Origin of the sequence: Winogradskyella psychrotolerans RS-3, from assembly GCF_000427335.1 — a bacterium.
GTDB lineage: Bacteria > Bacteroidota > Bacteroidia > Flavobacteriales > Flavobacteriaceae > Winogradskyella > Winogradskyella psychrotolerans.
In genome coordinates this window covers 13,465-30,815 of the sequence record NZ_ATMR01000030.1, presented here as the reverse complement: position 1 = coordinate 30,815, position 17,351 = coordinate 13,465, and the positions used below count along the sequence as shown (strand labels likewise).

General features: G+C 33.1%; 14 protein-coding genes and 1 pseudogene. 10 read left to right on the top strand and 5 right to left on the bottom strand.

Annotation, left to right across the window (positions count from 1 at the left end; translation table 11 throughout):
• Positions 1–42: 42 nt before the first annotated feature.
• From ADIWIN_RS02210 to ADIWIN_RS02200, 3 genes are all read right to left on the bottom strand, one after another.
• Complete coding sequence (locus tag ADIWIN_RS02210) at positions 43–873, bottom strand: T9SS type A sorting domain-containing protein (RefSeq protein ID WP_020896930.1); 831 nt, start codon at positions 871–873, stop codon at positions 43–45.
• 137 nt (positions 874–1,010) lie between these two features.
• Positions 1,011–1,784, bottom strand: a complete 774-nt coding sequence (locus tag ADIWIN_RS02205) for an NYN domain-containing protein (protein WP_020896929.1) — start codon at positions 1,782–1,784, stop codon at positions 1,011–1,013.
• A 465-nt stretch (positions 1,785–2,249) separates the two neighbouring features.
• Positions 2,250–2,687 (bottom strand): DUF2452 domain-containing protein, encoded by a 438-nt coding sequence (locus ADIWIN_RS02200; protein WP_020896927.1) that lies wholly within the window; start codon positions 2,685–2,687, stop codon positions 2,250–2,252.
• 106 nt (positions 2,688–2,793) lie between these two features.
• Between ADIWIN_RS02200 and ADIWIN_RS02195 the strand changes: the two genes are divergently transcribed.
• Positions 2,794–2,973, top strand: coding sequence for a hypothetical protein (locus ADIWIN_RS02195; RefSeq protein WP_040756330.1), 180 nt, complete (start codon positions 2,794–2,796; stop codon positions 2,971–2,973).
• A 143-nt stretch (positions 2,974–3,116) separates the two neighbouring features.
• Here ADIWIN_RS02195 and ADIWIN_RS02190 read toward each other — a convergent pair whose 3' ends face one another.
• Together ADIWIN_RS02190 and ADIWIN_RS20740 are read right to left on the bottom strand one after the other, a co-directional pair.
• Positions 3,117–3,731 carry a fumarylacetoacetate hydrolase family protein gene (locus ADIWIN_RS02190; RefSeq protein WP_020896925.1) on the bottom strand — a complete coding sequence of 205 codons (615 nt, stop codon included), beginning with the start codon at positions 3,729–3,731 and terminating at the stop codon, positions 3,117–3,119.
• Between the two features lie 99 nt (positions 3,732–3,830).
• The gene (locus ADIWIN_RS20740) at positions 3,831–3,968 is read right to left on the bottom strand and encodes a hypothetical protein (RefSeq protein WP_020896924.1); all 138 of its coding nucleotides are present in this window, start codon (positions 3,966–3,968) and stop codon (positions 3,831–3,833) included.
• 185 nt (positions 3,969–4,153) lie between these two features.
• Between ADIWIN_RS20740 and uvrA the strand changes: the two are divergent.
• The 9 genes and pseudogenes from uvrA to ADIWIN_RS02145 all read left to right on the top strand — a co-directional run bounded on the left by uvrA (position 4,154) and on the right by ADIWIN_RS02145 (position 16,840).
• A pseudogene (gene uvrA, locus ADIWIN_RS02180) lies at positions 4,154–6,981 on the top strand (excinuclease ABC subunit UvrA).
• Positions 6,982–7,157: 176 nt separating this feature from the next.
• Positions 7,158–7,325: a lmo0937 family membrane protein gene (locus ADIWIN_RS20230; RefSeq protein WP_115808440.1), complete on the top strand. Its 168-nt coding sequence runs from the start codon at positions 7,158–7,160 to the stop codon at positions 7,323–7,325.
• A 173-nt stretch (positions 7,326–7,498) separates the two neighbouring features.
• Positions 7,499–8,185 (top strand): LOG family protein, encoded by a 687-nt coding sequence (locus ADIWIN_RS02175; protein WP_020896921.1) that lies wholly within the window; start codon positions 7,499–7,501, stop codon positions 8,183–8,185.
• Between the two features lie 231 nt (positions 8,186–8,416).
• Complete coding sequence (locus tag ADIWIN_RS02170) at positions 8,417–11,203, top strand: gluzincin family metallopeptidase (protein WP_020896920.1); 2,787 nt, start codon at positions 8,417–8,419, stop codon at positions 11,201–11,203.
• 154 nt (positions 11,204–11,357) lie between these two features.
• Positions 11,358–13,769 carry an alpha-ketoacid dehydrogenase subunit alpha/beta gene (locus tag ADIWIN_RS02165; RefSeq protein WP_020896919.1) on the top strand — a complete coding sequence of 804 codons (2,412 nt, stop codon included), beginning with the start codon at positions 11,358–11,360 and terminating at the stop codon, positions 13,767–13,769.
• A gap of 209 nt (positions 13,770–13,978) precedes the next feature.
• Positions 13,979–14,638 (top strand): hypothetical protein, encoded by a 660-nt coding sequence (locus ADIWIN_RS02160; protein ID WP_020896918.1) that lies wholly within the window; start codon positions 13,979–13,981, stop codon positions 14,636–14,638.
• On the top strand, positions 14,625–15,686 hold the full coding sequence (locus ADIWIN_RS02155; RefSeq protein WP_020896917.1) for a sensor histidine kinase: 1,062 nt from the start codon (positions 14,625–14,627) through the stop codon (positions 15,684–15,686). The genes ADIWIN_RS02160 and ADIWIN_RS02155 overlap by 14 nt, the downstream gene beginning before the upstream one ends.
• On the top strand, positions 15,676–16,374 hold the full coding sequence (locus tag ADIWIN_RS02150) for a LytR/AlgR family response regulator transcription factor (RefSeq protein WP_020896916.1): 699 nt from the start codon (positions 15,676–15,678) through the stop codon (positions 16,372–16,374). Before ADIWIN_RS02155 ends, ADIWIN_RS02150 begins: the two co-directional genes overlap by 11 nt.
• Positions 16,364–16,840 carry a hypothetical protein gene (locus tag ADIWIN_RS02145; RefSeq protein WP_020896915.1) on the top strand — a complete coding sequence of 159 codons (477 nt, stop codon included), beginning with the start codon at positions 16,364–16,366 and terminating at the stop codon, positions 16,838–16,840. The genes ADIWIN_RS02150 and ADIWIN_RS02145 overlap by 11 nt, the downstream gene beginning before the upstream one ends.
• Positions 16,841–17,351 lie beyond the last annotated feature (511 nt).

Here is a 17,351-nt window from a genome sequence, read left to right as displayed (position 1 = left end):
AATTAGACTAAGTTTTTTGTTTTAAAATAAAGTTTAAAATTATTACTCTTTTACAACTCTAAAACTATGCTCACCTTCTTCTGCAGATAATTTTACGATATAAACACCAGAGGTAAGTCCCGAAATATCTAACTTCATTTGAGACGTTGCTGCAGTCCTATTTAATACTTCTTGTCCTAAAAGATTGTATATTTTCACACCTGTTAATTCTGACTTATAATCAATATTTAAAACATCTTGTGCAGGATTAGGATATACAGCTAATGCGTTAAGTTCAAATTCGTCTACACTTAATGTTGCCAAATTCAATGTAAAATCTAAGGCCTGTCCGAAGCTTTCCTGTCTTTCTACACCAAATGCATTAAATACAATTCCACAAGGATCTACAATAGCTGTTGAGGGTGGATTAATATCAGTTCCTTGATCAGTATATGTTTTTGTGATTCTTATACGTGTTTCACCTAAAACCGCATCGGTAGGTACGGTAATATCTAAAGTTACAGATACACCATCGGTACCATTAGTATCGGAAAGTAATCCAAGTTCGTATACTTCACCTGCGTCATCTAAAATGTCATTTTGGTTCCAATCTATAAAAGCTACAATATTGGAATCATAAGCTCCATAAGTATTTCCTGTTATAACAATTGAATACGTTTCATCTGGTGCCAAGTTTACAATTGTAGCTGTTCTATCAATTAAAATAGAGGAGGATTCTGTATTTGTAATACTAATACCTGCAAAGCTCACCGTTGAGATTTCTTCAACTCCAAAAGGATTCACTGGTTCTGCAATTTCGCAGTATGGACTCGGAAAAGTTTGAGCCTGCGCTCCTAATGCTAACATGGCAATTGCTAAAGTAATTTTTTTCATATATTATAATATTAAATGATTAAAAGGCAATTTAGAATAATAAAACAGAAAACATTTAGGTTACTATCATTTTAACAGTAGCATCACCTAAAATTTATTTAATGTAATCTCGTTTAAAAATTACCATAAAGCGGTTTTCATTTTAGCCTATCTTTTATTTTTCGTTTTGACTGCTCTTCTTTCAGTCGAACGTAAATTAACTTAGAACGTCCTCTCGAATCTTCACGTCGTTCAACTTCAAAATCAGAAATAGCGTTTATCAAAGGAGTTAATTTCTGAAAGCCATAATTTCTAGAATCAAAATTGGGCTGCTTCTTTTGCAGTAAGCTTCCAACATCTCCTAAAAATGCCCAACCATCATCATCTGCAACATCGTCTATAGTTGCTGCAATTTGTTTTATTTCCTTTGCCGTAATAGTGTCATAATTATTTTTTGAGGTTGTAGACTTCGTTTTATCTTCTAAAGGGCTCTCTTCTTTTATATTTTTAAGAATCTCTATATAAATAAATTTATCACAAGCGACGATAAATGGACTCGGCGTTTTCTTTTCACCAATGCCGTAAACGGCCATTCCTGCTTCGCGCAAGCGTGTTGCTAATCGTGTAAAATCACTATCACTAGAAACCAAACAAAAACCATCTACTTTCTCGGAATACAAAATATCCATGGCATCAATGATCATAGCAGAATCTGTGGCATTTTTCCCTGTGGTATAACCATATTGTTGTATGGGTGTTATAGCATTTTCTAAAAGCATATTTTTCCATTTGGATAAATGTGGCTTGGTCCAATCACCATAAATACGTTTTATAGTTGGATTGCCGTATTTGGCAATTTCTTCCATCATTTCTTTTACGTAGGCTGATGGTATATTGTCTCCATCTATAAGTACAGCAAGTTTAATATCCATAAATTTAATTGATTGATTTTGTATTCCTAAAGGTAAGGTTTTGAAGCAAAAAACCACCTTAAAATGAGGTGGTTTTTTCAACTTTACAAAAGCTATTATTTACGACTTGATTTTTTAGCAATCTTATCTGCTTTCTTTTCTTTAGGCGATTTAGCGGCCTCTTTTTTTACATTTTTCTTTGAATCTTGTGATTTTGCCATAAGTATGAGTTTTTAAGATTTCACTTTTAATTATACATAAATGTACTAAAAATGAAGATACAAACTTATGTTTAGCTCTTAACTTTATATAATTATTATGCCTGCTTAAAATCGGTGTAACCAAAGCTGTCGTCTTAATAAAATGTATTTACCTTTAGCCGTTGAAGCCTAAGTAATATTTGGAATTTTGAGTATATAGTTTAAAAAATAAGAAATCATAAACACCCTAAAATTCGATCTCATACATTTCATTTAGTTCTCTTAATTATGTATGCAGCTTAATGCTTCCTAAGTCTTCATCATTAACCTTCTTCCAAATGAGTTCACTATTTAAAAGAAAACTACCAATATGATCAAAATTACAATCTGAAGGAGCAATAATAGACAAGAATGATTCTTCCTTTTTATCGCGATACAAATGGTAAATTTCACCAACGATGGGCTCAAACGTATAACGCGAATTATAAACTAGTGTGTTATATTCTAATTCTGCCATCATTTTTTCGTACTCGGCTTTTAGCTCCAAATATTTGGCTTTAATTTGTTTATTAGCCTTATTGATGTTTCTGGTTTTCCAAGACGAATTATCCGTAATTTGAATGGCAGGCGCACCAACATTAGTGGCATACGGTTTTAGATATGCATCATAACGGTTGGTAACCTCATCATATACAACCTGATCTGGTTTCTTATCTTTCGACATATTCAACTAGCTTTTCATAAAAAACGCTTTAATGAGACATTAAAGAGAATTGAATGTGTTTTTTTTTATTAAATTTAGATCAATTAATTAATCCGTACTAAACTTTATGAAAAAAATAGGCTCATTAAACCTCTTTATGATAGCACTATGTGTTTTAATTATTATAGTAGCCATGTATTTATTCTTAAGAGGAGATCAGCGTCATGCCATTTTTATTGGACTCTGGGTACCAACAATTCTCGCATTCGCAATCTTTCTAAAACAAATATTCAATGGAGGCAAATGAAATAATCTTCTCTTTTTCGATATTTGTATCTGTATGCGTGGTCGTTTGGGCTGTTTTGGTCATCCGTGCTTACAACAAAATAGATCGAAATGACTAAGCAAATCATCAATCTTTAGGTTATAGAAAAGTAATTTGTTTAAGATTTAAACCATTTTAAAATCCAAAAGCAATTCCCCTTCAATTGAAGCCTGTAAATGATCACCTTTAACAACCAAGCCCGTGCCACTGGCAGGCGTACCTGTAAAAATAAGGTCACCTACTTCTAATGTCATGAATGACGATATATATGTAATGATTTCAGAAAAACTATAAATCATTAAACCCGTTATGCCCACTTGTTTTTGCTCTCCGTTAATTTTTAGATCGAAATTTATAGCATTTAAATCTGAAAATTCTGAAACCGGTTTAAATGCCGAAATCGGAGATGCACCATCAAACCCTTTTGCCAAAGCCCAAGGCCCTTTATTTTCTCTACTAGCAGCTAACACATCTTTGGCTGTATAATCAATACCAATTGCCAATTCTGAAATGTAAGACACAGCATCATTGAGCACAATATCCTTACCGCGTTTTCCTATTTTAACGACCAGCTCTACTTCGTAAGCTAATTGATTTGTAATCTTCGGAAATTCAATATCTTTATTATCGGTAACTAAACTAGAGTCTGGTTTCGTAAATATAGTTTGTGCACCAGTTTTTATAGCGCTAATTTCTGATATGTCGTTGACGTAATTTTTACCAATACCTATTATTTTCATGGCGATTATATATTTCAAATTAATTAAGAATAAAGATAGAAAAAGCCATTATAAAACCTATTAAAAAAGCAGGTTATCAATTAAAAAATAATGCAATTTCTAAAATACCTCAAACACATACCCAAGCAGCCAATAGAGTATAAAAAACACGACAATAGTACCTATACAACCGCATTTACCTCCACCTATTTTCTTAGCTCCCCAAGCGGCACCTATAATTCTTAATAATTTTTCCATAGCGTTTCATATTATGAATCGTAAAGTTAAGTCGCGTTTAGATAATTATGGAGCTGTAATTAAATAAATTTGAGCTCATATCATTATTTTAGACTGCTATTGCAGATATAACTAGGCTACTTTTTAACAACTATAATTTGTACCTTTGCAACTTTGCTAAAAACAACAAGAGGACAAATCCAAATATGAGCCAATTCAACGATTACATTGAAGTCAAAGGAGCACGTGTTCACAACCTTAAAAATATTGATGTCACTATTCCACGGGAAAAACTAGTCGTAATTACGGGTTTATCTGGAAGTGGAAAATCATCCTTGGCTTTCGATACTATTTATGCGGAAGGGCAACGTCGCTATATTGAAACATTTTCGGCGTATGCTCGTCAGTTTTTAGGTAATTTAGAACGTCCAGATGTCGATAAAATCGATGGGCTTTCTCCTGTTATTGCCATAGAGCAAAAAACAACAAGTAAATCACCACGCTCTACGGTTGGTACAATTACCGAAATCTATGACTTTTTGCGCTTGTTATATGCCAGAGCAGCAGATGCTTATAGCTACGAAACAGGAGAGCAAATGGTAAGCTATAATGATGAGCAAATTAAAGACCTCATCTTAGAATCGTACAAAGGGAAACGCATTAACATCTTATCACCTGTGGTGCGCTCTCGTAAAGGTCATTATCGCGAATTGTTTGAGCAAATTGCTAAGCAAGGTTTCGTTAAAGTTAGAACCGATGGAGATATTGTAGATATTGAAAAGGGCATGAAACTAGATCGTTATAAAACCCACGATATCGAAATTGTTATTGATCGCCTAAAGATTGATAACACTGAAAACGATGAAAAACGCTTAATGGAAAGCATCAATACAGCCATGTATCATGGTGAAGATGTATTAATGGTGATTGACCAAGACACTAACGAACCTCGTTTTTTTAGTCGTAACTTAATGTGTCCTTCTTCTGGCATTTCTTATCCAAACCCAGAGCCGAATAACTTTTCCTTTAACTCACCAAAGGGAGCTTGCTCTAATTGTAATGGTATTGGTGAATTGTATGTGGTAAACCCTAAGAAACTAGTGCCAGATGAATCTTTATCCATAAAAAATGGGGCATTAGCACCACATGGGCCACAGAAGAAAAGTTGGATATTTAAACAGTTTGAAACCATAGCACAACGTTTTGATTTTTCTTTAAACGATGCTTGGAAAGACATTCCTGAAGACGCAAAACAAATTATTCTCTACGGAGGGAAAGATAAATTTACAGTAGAAAGCAAGCTTTTAGGTGTTGCACGCGATTATAAAATTGATTTTGAAGGCGTTGCTAATTTTATTGAAAGTCAGTACAATTCAGATTCTACATCTTTAACGCGTTGGGCTAAAGAGTATATGGACAAAGTAGAATGTCCTGTTTGCGAAGGCTCACGTTTACGCAAAGAATCACTATATTTTAAAGTTGACGGAAAGAGTATAGCCAACTTGGTGAATATGGATGTGGTTGAATTAGGCGTTTGGCTAGATGGTTTAATGGACCGTTTAACTAGTAAGCAACAACAAATTTCTGCCGAAATCATAAAAGAAATCAGAAGTCGAGTTCAGTTTTTACTTGATGTAGGGCTCACCTACCTAAGCTTAAACCGAAGTTCAAAATCACTTTCTGGAGGTGAAGCACAACGTATTAGATTAGCGACACAAATTGGCTCGCAATTGGTTGGTGTACTTTATATCTTAGATGAGCCAAGTATTGGTTTACATCAACGCGATAACGAGAAACTAATCAATTCCTTAATCGCTTTAAGAGACGTCGGAAACTCTGTCATTGTGGTAGAACACGATAAAGATATGATAGAACGTGCTGACCACGTTATTGATATTGGTCCTTTTGCAGGTAAACATGGTGGCGAAATTATTAGCCAAGGCACACCAAAGGAATTGCTAAACAAAACACACTAACCGCAGCTTATCTCAATGGTGAAAAGGAAATTGAAATCCCAAAAACCAGACGAAAAGGTAATGGTAAAAAACTGATTTTAAAAGGGTGTACTGGTAATAACTTAAAGAACGTTGATATTGAGTTACCATTAGGAAAAATGATTGGTGTGACGGGAGTTTCCGGAAGCGGAAAATCGACATTAATCAACGAAACCTTATACCCAATTCTTAATGCCTATTATTTTAATGGTGTAAAAAAACCGATGCCTTATAAAAGCATAAAAGGTTTAGAACATTTAGATAAAGTGATTGACATTAACCAATCACCAATCGGAAGAACACCAAGAAGTAATCCGGCAACTTACACGAAGACTTTTGATGAAGTTAGGAGTCTGTTTGCTAAGATTCCCGAAGCCATGATTCGCGGTTATAAACCAGGACGTTTCAGTTTTAATGTCAAAGGTGGGCGTTGCGAAACTTGCCAAGGTGGTGGTTTGCGTGTTATTGAAATGAATTTCTTACCAGATGTTTATGTAGAATGTGAAACCTGCCAAGGCAAACGTTTTAATCGAGAAACATTAGAGATTCGCTATAAAGGAAAATCGATTAGTGACGTTCTAAATATGACGATTGAAGAAGCTGTTGATTTCTTTGAAAACATTCCTAAGATTCACAGAAAACTCAAAACGATTAAAGATGTTGGATTAGGATATATTACGCTAGGCCAACAATCTACAACACTATCTGGAGGAGAAGCGCAGCGTATAAAACTAGCTACAGAATTAAGCAAACGCGATACCGGAAATACCTTTTACATCTTAGATGAACCTACCACAGGTTTACACTTTGAAGATATCAGAGTCCTTATGAAAGTCCTTAATAAGTTAGCCGATAAAGGTAATACGGTTTTAATCATTGAGCATAATCTCGATGTTATAAAAACCGTAGACTACATTATAGATATAGGTTACGAAGGCGGAAAAGGCGGTGGTAATGTGGTTGCAAAAGGCACGCCAGAAGAAATTATAAAAGACAAGAAAAGTTATACCGCTAAATTTTTGAAAAAGGAAATGGCATAATGATAAATTAGCAGCTCTCAATGCATATTTTTCCTTCTATAAATTTAAAGACTACAAATTAGATTTAGGCTAAAAAGAACTTATTTACGTCTATTGTTAACTCAATTGGTTTTAGCATAATGAAGCTATCGTTATATTTTATAACTTGACTTCACTAACACAAAAACCTTAACATTATGAAAAGTATTCTTTGGCTTGTAGCCGTTATTTGTATAGTAGTATGGTTACTCGGATTATTAGACATTATTCCAGGAATGAGCAGTAATAGTCTTATCCACATATTATTAGTTATTGCTGTGGTTGTTATCTTGTATAATATAATTTCAGGCAGAAAACCATTATAAATTCTAAATAAAATAAATTTATAAGCGTATCTAAATATTTAGGTACGCTTATTTTTTTTGTGTTTAAATATCTATTTCAATCTATTTAACTTAACTTTGAAAGTCTTAAAAATTAGACAAAGCCATATTGATAATATGGCTTTTATATTGTTATAATAAATTATATTGATATTATGCGAACAGAAAGCAACAGCAAACGATGGAATGAAATAAAAACAAATGACTCATGGGCAATTTTCAAAATCATGGGAGAATTTGTTAATGGATACGAAAAACTGAGTAAAATAGGTCCTTGTGTTTCTATTTTTGGATCAGCAAGAACTAAACCAGACCATAAATATTATAAACTAGCAGAAGAAGTTGCTGCTAAAATTGTAGACCAAGGCTATGGTGTTATTACAGGTGGTGGACCAGGTATTATGGAAGCCGGTAATAAAGGTGCACATATTGCAGGGGGAACTTCTGTAGGTTTAAATATCGAATTGCCTTTTGAGCAACACGATAATCCTTATATAGACTCAGACAAGAGTTTAGACTTTGATTATTTCTTTGTAAGAAAAGTTATGTTTGTAAAATACTCACAGGGTTTTGTTGTAATGCCTGGAGGTTTTGGAACTTTAGATGAACTTTTTGAAGCTATAACATTAATTCAAACTCACAAGATAGAATCATTTCCTATCATCTTAGTAGGAAAAGAATTTTGGGGAGGCTTAATGGAATGGGTAAAAACGACCTTGCTAGATGCCGGAAACATTAGTGCTAAAGATTTAGATCTTATTCACCTTGTTGATTCTGGTGATGAAGTAATCGAAATACTTAACGAATTTTATAAAGAATACGATCTTAGTCCTAACTTCTAGAAAAGCTTTTATTTTTCAATTCAATGCTATGAAAAAGAAATTTTAAGTTATTTTACAATAAAATTATTCACTTTAACGATTTCTAATTAAGAAACCTTTAAAGTGATGTTTTATAATTTACTTAATTACCCTTTAGAAGATGCAGTTATTAATCCCCTAAAATTCATAATCCTCTAGTTGAATAAACACTTAATTATAACTGTCCTTTTAATTATTTTTAGCTACTCTGTTGTGGCTCAAAATATAATTAACATTAATGCCAATATAGATGTTGAGTCCAAAACGATTACTATAGGGCAAACCATAGTTTATAAAAACGAAACCAACGATGTGCTTAGCAGCATTTATCTCAATGATTGGAATAATAGCTACTCTACCAAATCCACACCCCTTGCCGAACGTTTTGAACAAGAGTTTAGTACTAAATTTCATTTAGCTAAAAACGAACAACGTGGATTTACAGTGGTGACTTCAATAAAAAACGAAGCTCAAATTCCATTAGAATACGACCATTTAAAAGCACATCCAGATGTTTTAAAAGTTGATTTAGCCAACCCTTTGCAACCTGGTGAATCGTATACTTTACAACTTAACTATCAGCTTTTAGTTCCTGATGCTACTTTTACAAGTTATGGTGTTACTAAAACTAAAGATTTCGACTTAAAATATTGGTACATTACGCCTGCCGTATATGATGGTGAATGGCATTATTATAGCAATAAAAATTTAGATGACTTATTTGTTCCTAAAGCAGATGTAACCCTCAGTATTACGCATCCGAGAAACTATAAAGCAACTTCTGAGCTCAATTTTATTACGACCACAATTAACAAAGAACAAAACACACAAACCACTATTTTAAGTGGAAAAGATAGAATAGACACCTATTTATCGCTATATAAATTCTCATCGTACAATTTTGTGCAGACCGATGATTTTATTTTAATTTCAGATATAAAAGAGAAAGGATTACCAGACACAGCAAAGGCACTGATAACTGATAAAATTACGAGTTATCTAACCAAGCATCTTGGCACGTATCCGCATGAACAACTTTTGGTAACCTCTATTGATTACCAAAAGGATCCGCTTTACGGGCTTAATCAGTTACCTTCTTTTTTAAGACCTTTTCCAGAGGATTTTCAGTACGAATTAAAACTTCTTAAAACCGCATTAAAAAAGTATATTGACAATATTCTATTACTAAACCCAAGAAAAGAACATTGGCTAAGTGAAGGTCTACAAGTGTATTATTTAATTAACTATGTTGAAGAAAATTACCCTGACATGAAACTCTTAGGAACCTTAGCAGACGTTTGGGGAATTAGAGCTTTTCATGCTGCTGATTTAAACTTTAATTTTCAGTATTTTCTGTACTCCATGGAAATTGCCAGAAAAAATAGAGATCAGCCTTTAACCACGTCTAAAGATTCTTTAACTAAGTTCAATACCAATATTGCAGGCAAATACAAAGCAGGTGTCGGACTAGATTACTTAGACCAATTTACAGACGATATAAGTTTATCTACTAACATCACAGAGTTCTTACAAGCCCATAAATTAGAAACAGTTTCTATTGCCGATTTTGAAACCTTTATTAGCTCTAAAACATCTAAAGATATTCGTTGGTTTTTTGATGACTACTTAAACACTAGAAAAAAAATAGATTTTAAAATCTCGTCTCTTAAAACCTTAGATGATTCCTTAAAACTAACTATTAAAAATAAGCGCGATAATACGATGCCTATTTCAGTTTTTAAGTTGAAAAATGATTCCGTTATAGGGAAACTATGGGTAGAAAACATAAAAGGTACTAAAACCATAACATTACCTAAAGATAGCACAGAGACGTTTGTTTTAGATTACGATAATGTGATACCAGAATACAATCAGCGTGATAATTACAAAGTTGTTAAAGGTTCTTTTCTGAATAACAAACCACTTCAGTTTAGATTATTTAAAGATATTGAAGACCCTAATTACAATCAAATATTCTTTATGCCATTAGTTGAATTTAATAATATCTATGATGGTTTAACATTGGGCACAAAAGTATATAACAAAACCATCTTAAGGAAGCGACTAAACTATAGGTTCTCTCCTCAATATGCTACAAAATCAAAATCACTTACGGGTTCTACATCTGTATTTTATTCAAATAATATAGAAGACCAAAATCTTTATGATATTACTTATGGGCTTTCAGCTGGTTACCAATCCTTTGCTACAGATGCTTTTTTTACTAGAATAAGACCTTCAGTTACTTTTAGTTTTAGGGATGATTCCGATTTTAGATCCCCACAAACGGATCAAATTATGGCTAGATATGTTAGTATAAAACGAGAGCTAGGTACTAATGCTACCGTCATCTTAGATGAACCAGATTATGGTGTACTTAATTTAAGATATACACATTCTAATCCTGGAGTTATTAATTATTCAAAATTATATACTGATATTCAGGTCGCTGACAAATTCAGTAAAATCTCATTCAATTATGAATTTAGAAAACTCACACAGAGTAATCGAAATATTAATTTTAGATTTTTTGCTGGTGTATTCTTAGACAACAATTCCGATCCTAACTCCAATTATTTTAGTTTCGCTTTAGACCGACCAACAGATTACTTATTTGATTTTAATTATTTAGGTCGTTCGGAAGCTTCAGGATTATTTAGCCAGCAAATAATAATTGCAGAAGGAGGCTTTAAATCTAAGCTAGAGACACCCTTTGCTAATCAATGGATGACTACAGCTAATTTTAGCACATCCATTTGGAGATATATTCAAGCTTATGGTGACGCTGGTTTAGTGAAAAACAAGTTCAGTAATGCTAAATTTGTTTATGACTCTGGTATACGATTAAGTCTTGTAGAAGATTATTTTGAAATCTACTTCCCTATTTACTCTAACCTAGGTTGGGAAATTGGTCAGCCAAATTACGATCAATCAATCCGTTTTATGTTTACCGTTGATCCACAAGTGCTACTAGGTCTTTTTAGACGAAAATGGTATTAGGGAATTCTTATTGAAAAGTTAAAATTATCGAATAATTTAAGCTATTATCAGCAATATAGATATTTCATTGAGAATATCACAAGATTATAACGCTACTCACTGTTGCATAAAATTTTAAAATTTTGTACTTTCGCAAGACTTAAACAGTGACTACATGAAGACGGATCCTAACACCAAAACAGAAATTACTTTTGACGATTTTAAAACCGAAGTTTTAAGCGACTATAAACTAGCTGTGACCAGCCGAGAATGTAGTCTGCTTGGTCGTAGAGAAGTTTTAACTGGTAAAGCCAAGTTTGGTATTTTTGGTGATGGAAAAGAAATACCACAAATTGCTTGGGCTAAAGCATTTAGAAATGGTGATTTTAGATCTGGTTATTATAGAGATCAAACCTTTATGATGGCTATTGGCGAACTTACTATAGAGCAGTTTTTTGCTGGTCTGTACGCCAATACAGATATTAAAGAAGAGCCTATGTCTGCTGGTCGCCAAATGGGCGGGCATTTTGCAACTCATAGTTTAGATGAAAATGGCCAGTGGAAAAACCTTACAGAACAAAAAAATTCTAGTGCAGATATTTCTCCTACCGCAGGACAAATGCCTAGACTTTTAGGTTTAGCACAAGCCTCTAAAATATATAGAGAAGTTAAAGGCATCGATACCACAATGTTTTCTAAAGAAGGAAATGAAATTGCTTGGGGAACCATCGGTAATGCCAGCACAAGCGAAGGTTTGTTTTTTGAAACTATAAATGCCGCAGGTGTTTTACAAGTACCAATGGTAATTAGTATCTGGGATGATAATTACGGAATTTCAGTACATGCTAGACATCAGACAACAAAAGAAAATATATCTGAAATATTAAAAGGGTTTCAACGTGAAGAAGACCAAAAAGGTTACGAAATTTTTAGAGTTGACGGTTGGAATTACCCTCAACTAATTGATACGTATCAACGTGCTGCAAAGATTTCAAGAAACGAACATGTACCAGTAATGATACATGTACAAGAATTAACACAACCTCAAGGCCATTCCACTTCTGGATCTCATGAACGTTATAAAAATAAAGAACGTTTAGCATGGGAAGCAGAATACGATTGTAATGTGCAAATGCGTCTTTGGATTATTGATAACAATATTGCTACGGACGAAGAACTAACTGCTATAGAACGTATTATTAAGAAATCTGTTAGAGAAGGTAAAAAAGCAGCTTGGGAAGCCTGTATAAACCCTATTATAACTGAACGTAAAGAAGCGCTTAGCTTATTAGAACAATTAGCTGCATCTAGTCCTAATGGAGTATTTATTACGAAGTTAAAAAACGAATTGGAAGGTTTTGATGAACCTTTAAGACGCAATATACTTACAGCGTCTAGAAAGGCATTACGTTATGTGGTTTCTGAGTCATCTTCAGAAAAAGAAGCGCTTCAAAATTGGATTACAAATTATATTAATACCATTCAACCTAAATACAGCTCGCATTTACATAGCGAATCACCGAAAAGTGCTTTAAAACAAGCAGAAATTCTTCCAACGTATGATTCAAATACGGAAGAAGTTGATGGACGTGTGGTTTTACGAGAAAATTTCGACGCTATATTTAGTAACTATCCAGAAGCTTTAATTTTTGGAGAAGATGCGGGTTATATTGGAGATGTTAATCAGGGCTTAGAAGGACTTCAAGAAAAACATGGAGAACTTAGAGTTTCAGATACGGGTATTAGAGAAGCTACCATTATCGGCCAAGGTATCGGAATGGCTATGCGTGGTTTAAGACCCATTGCAGAAATTCAGTATTTGGATTACATTATGTACGCAATTCAAATAATGAGTGATGATTTAGCAACGGTTCAATACAGAACTAAAGGTCGCCAAAAGGCACCTTTAATTGTAAGAACTCGGGGTCATAGATTAGAAGGTATTTGGCATTCTGGCTCACAAATGGGAGGGATTCTGAATTTAATTAGAGGTATCCATGTTTTAGTACCAAGAAACATGACTAAAGCTGCTGGTTTCTATAATACCTTATTAGACAGTGACGAACCTGCTTTAGTTATAGAATGTTTAAACGGTTACAGATTAAAAGAAAAACTACCAAATAACATAGGTGAATTTAAAACACCAATCGGAGTTGTAGAAACCATTAGAGAAGGTAATGATATTACACTTATATCTTACGGTTCTACATTACGTTTAGTTGAAAAAGCGGCAAAAGAACTGCAAGTGGTTGGTATTGATTCTGAGATTATTGATGTACAATCTTTATTACCATTTGATTTGAATCACGATATCGTAAAAAGTATCGCCAAAACTAACCGTGTCATGGTGATTGATGAAGATGTAAAAGGAGGTGCTTCGGCTTATATTCTGAATGAAATTTTAAATACACAAGACGCCTTTCAGTATTTAGATAGTACACCAAAAACGTTAGCAGCAAAACCACACAGACCAGCCTATGGTACCGATGGTGACTATTTCTCAAAACCATCTGCAGAAGATATTTTTGAAGCTATTTATGATGTGATGCATGAATTGAGTCCTGCAGATTATCCTAAATTGAGATAATTTATACACACATTAAATTTTTAGTTATTTAAAATTCAAAAACCTAAACTTACATCAAAGCTTAGGTTTTACAAACCATATAAGAGAGGGCAATTGCCCTCTTTTTTTGTTCTATTTGTTTGACATGAGTTGCACATCGTTTGTCGAATTTTGTTGTAAACAATTGATTATTTAAAGACTTTAGAGAAAACTTTTTAAATTTATAACTTATGAAAACAAAAGGAGTACTGTTAATTTTAAGTGTTTTACTTTTTAGTTCTTGCATTGTAAAATCGCTTCAACCGTTTTACATTACAAGCAGTTTACACTATAACCAACACTTATTAGGTAAATGGACAGATCACAAAAAAGGACAATGGACCGTAGAATCGTTCCAAGCAAAGTTTGAAGAAGACCAAAAGAAAGGCATAAAACTCTCTGAAGACGACAAATTAGCATACGACACCTATAAAGATGGCTATCTCGTTACTTACATCAAAAATGAAAAAGAAGCCGTTTTTATAGCTATGCCTTTTAAAATTGAAAACCAATATTTCTTAGACTTTATACCTATAAACATTGAAGATGAAGAAATAAACAGTTTAGCTGCAGAGCACTTACTAAAAACACACTCAGTAGCAAAACTAGATTTTACTACGGACAAAAACGTTATGTTTTCATGGCTTAGTGAGGAACGTATAAAAGATATCTTCGAGGAAAACAAAATACGTTTAAAGCACGAAAGTATTGGTCCAGAACAAACACTACTGCTTACAGCGACCTCTGAAGAACTGTATCGCTTTTTAAAAAAATATCTAAACGCTGATATTGAAAATAAGTGGCCAGAATCGGATCAAATAGGACTAACAAGAGCAAATGCAAAACCTTAACTTTAATACCATATTAAAATCTAATTACCACAGGCCACTACGTTTTAATAGTGTACTGTGGTTGTTTGCGTTTGTAATCTTACTGTTTATTTTTTCTAAAGGCCAATTACCAATACGTGTAGATTTTGCCTATACTTTAACTTTCTTAACAGCACTAGCAATACCTGTTTTAATTAATTTTTACGTTTTAATACCCAATTACCTCAAGCAGGAAAAATACCTTATTTACAGTGTTACATTTATTATAAATCTAGTTGTCTTTGCCACTCTCAGTTCATGGCTTTTACAACCTATTTTAGATGTCCTATTTCCGAGTTATTTTTTTATATCCTATGTATCTCACAAGAATATATATTTAGTATTCATAATCTTTTTAGTAGCCACAAGCTTATTTAAACTTACTGAAGATTGGTTTTACTTTAACAAAAACCAAAATCAACTGCTTAAAATTAAAAATCAACATATTGAAACACAACTTTCAACTTTAAGAGCCCAATTAAATCCACATTTTCTATTTAATTCATTAAATGTTATTTATGCTTTAGCTTTAGAAAAAAAAGATGGTATAACAGAGGCCATTGTTCAGCTTTCAGATATTTTACGTTATGTTATCTACGATTCAGATACCAAACGTGTTAGTTTAAAAGACGAAATCGCTTTACTGAAAAACTACATTTCATTTCAAAATCATCGTATAGAATTACCAGTTTCTACACAGTTAAATATTGATATAGAAGATGAAAATTTCAAAATATACCCAATGTTACTTTTACCTTTACTAGAAAACAGCTATAAACACGGAATTATATCAGGAGAAATTAACTCACCTATAAAAATAGCACTATCTCAAAAAGGTCACCAATTTAGATTTACGATAGAAAACACTAATTTAGACACAAGCAATCAATTAGAAGACAAACATTCAGGTGTTGGTTTAGAAAATTTAAAAAATAACTTAAATTTAGTCTACCCAAACAAGCATCAGTTTCAAACTAAATTACAAAACGAAGTTTTTAAAGTTCTATTAACTATTAGTAATGAAAAATAAAACACGTATAAGCTGTATAATAGTAGACGACGAACCTTCTTCGCAACGTGTTCTAAAATATTTTATAGATGAAACTAACGTATTAGACCTAAAAGCCACCTGCAGTAATACCGCTGAAGCTTTTAAGTTTTTACAACTAAATAGCACTATAGACCTGCTCTTTTTGGATATTAATATGCCCAAGCAAACGGGTTTAGACTTTTATAAATCTTTAAAGAATCCGCCTGAAGTTATCTTTACCACGGCCTACTCTCAATATGCTGTAGATGGTTTTGAAGTTAATGCTATTGATTACTTATTAAAACCAATAGCTTACGAAAGGTTTTTAATGGCCATAAATAAGGTTATTAAAAAGAAAATGACTACCGACAATGATTTCCTGATCTTAAAAGAAAACAAAGTATTACACAAGGTTTTTTATACCGATATCCAATATATTGAAGCTTTTGGAGATTACGTTAAAGTACATACTACAGAAAAAACAATTGTTACGCATAGTACATTATCAAAATTTATGAGCTCCTTACCTGATAATTTTCTGCGTATTCATAAATCATTTTGCATTAACTTGAATAAAATGAATCGTCTTTCGGGCAATCAAATTACGATAGACACACATACAATTCCTATTGGCCAGACCTACAAGGATTCTGTTTTAAAAGTTCTAAATTTACATCATGAAAATTGAATCTATAGTTACCATAAAAAAAGAACTAAAACACCTTTCTCAAGAGGAGCTTTTGGAACTGTGTTTACGCTTAGGCAAATTCAAAAAAGAAAATAAAGCACTACTCACCTATTTATTGTTTGAATCTCACGATGAAGATGGTTACATCGCAAGTGTAAAAGCAAGTTTAGATAATTTGTTTGAAGGCATCAATACCGACAGCTATTTCTATATGAAGAAAACGATTAGAAAAATCTTAAGAGAAATTCGCGTGTATAGTCGCTATTCTTTAAAGAAAACAACTGAAGTGGAGCTCCTACTCTATTTCTGTGAACGGATGAATGAATTAAAACCTTCTATTCATAGAAATACCACATTGAGTAATCTTTATGAACGCCAAGTGCTTTCTGTGAAGAAAAAAATTAAAGTTCTACATGAAGATTTACAGTATGATTATAATTTGCAGTTGGAAAACCTAGAACGTTAAGTAGATCTCGCATAGGCATAAAGGAATATTCTGAAACTGTAAATTATGACACAAAGATACACGAAGCAGGCACGAAGTTACACAGAGCATGCACAGCAACTCACGAAGAATAACAAATAAATTACCAAATCTGCTTACTGAGCACTGCCTACTGAACACTGAATACTGCTCACTGTACACTGAATACTAAAAAACTATTTCACGAAGACACACAGAGCATGCACAGAGACTCATGAAGAATAACAAATAAATTACCAAATCTGCTTACTGAACACTGCCTACTGAACACTGCCTACTGAATACTGCTTACTGAATACTGAACACTGAACACTGAACACTGAATGCTAAAAAACTATTTCACGAAGACACACAGAGCATGCACAGAGACTCATGAAGAATAACAAATAAATTACCAAATCTGCTTACTGAACACTGCCTACTGAATACTGCTTACTGAACACTGAACACTGAACACTGAATGCTGAATGCTGAATACTAAAAAACTATTTCA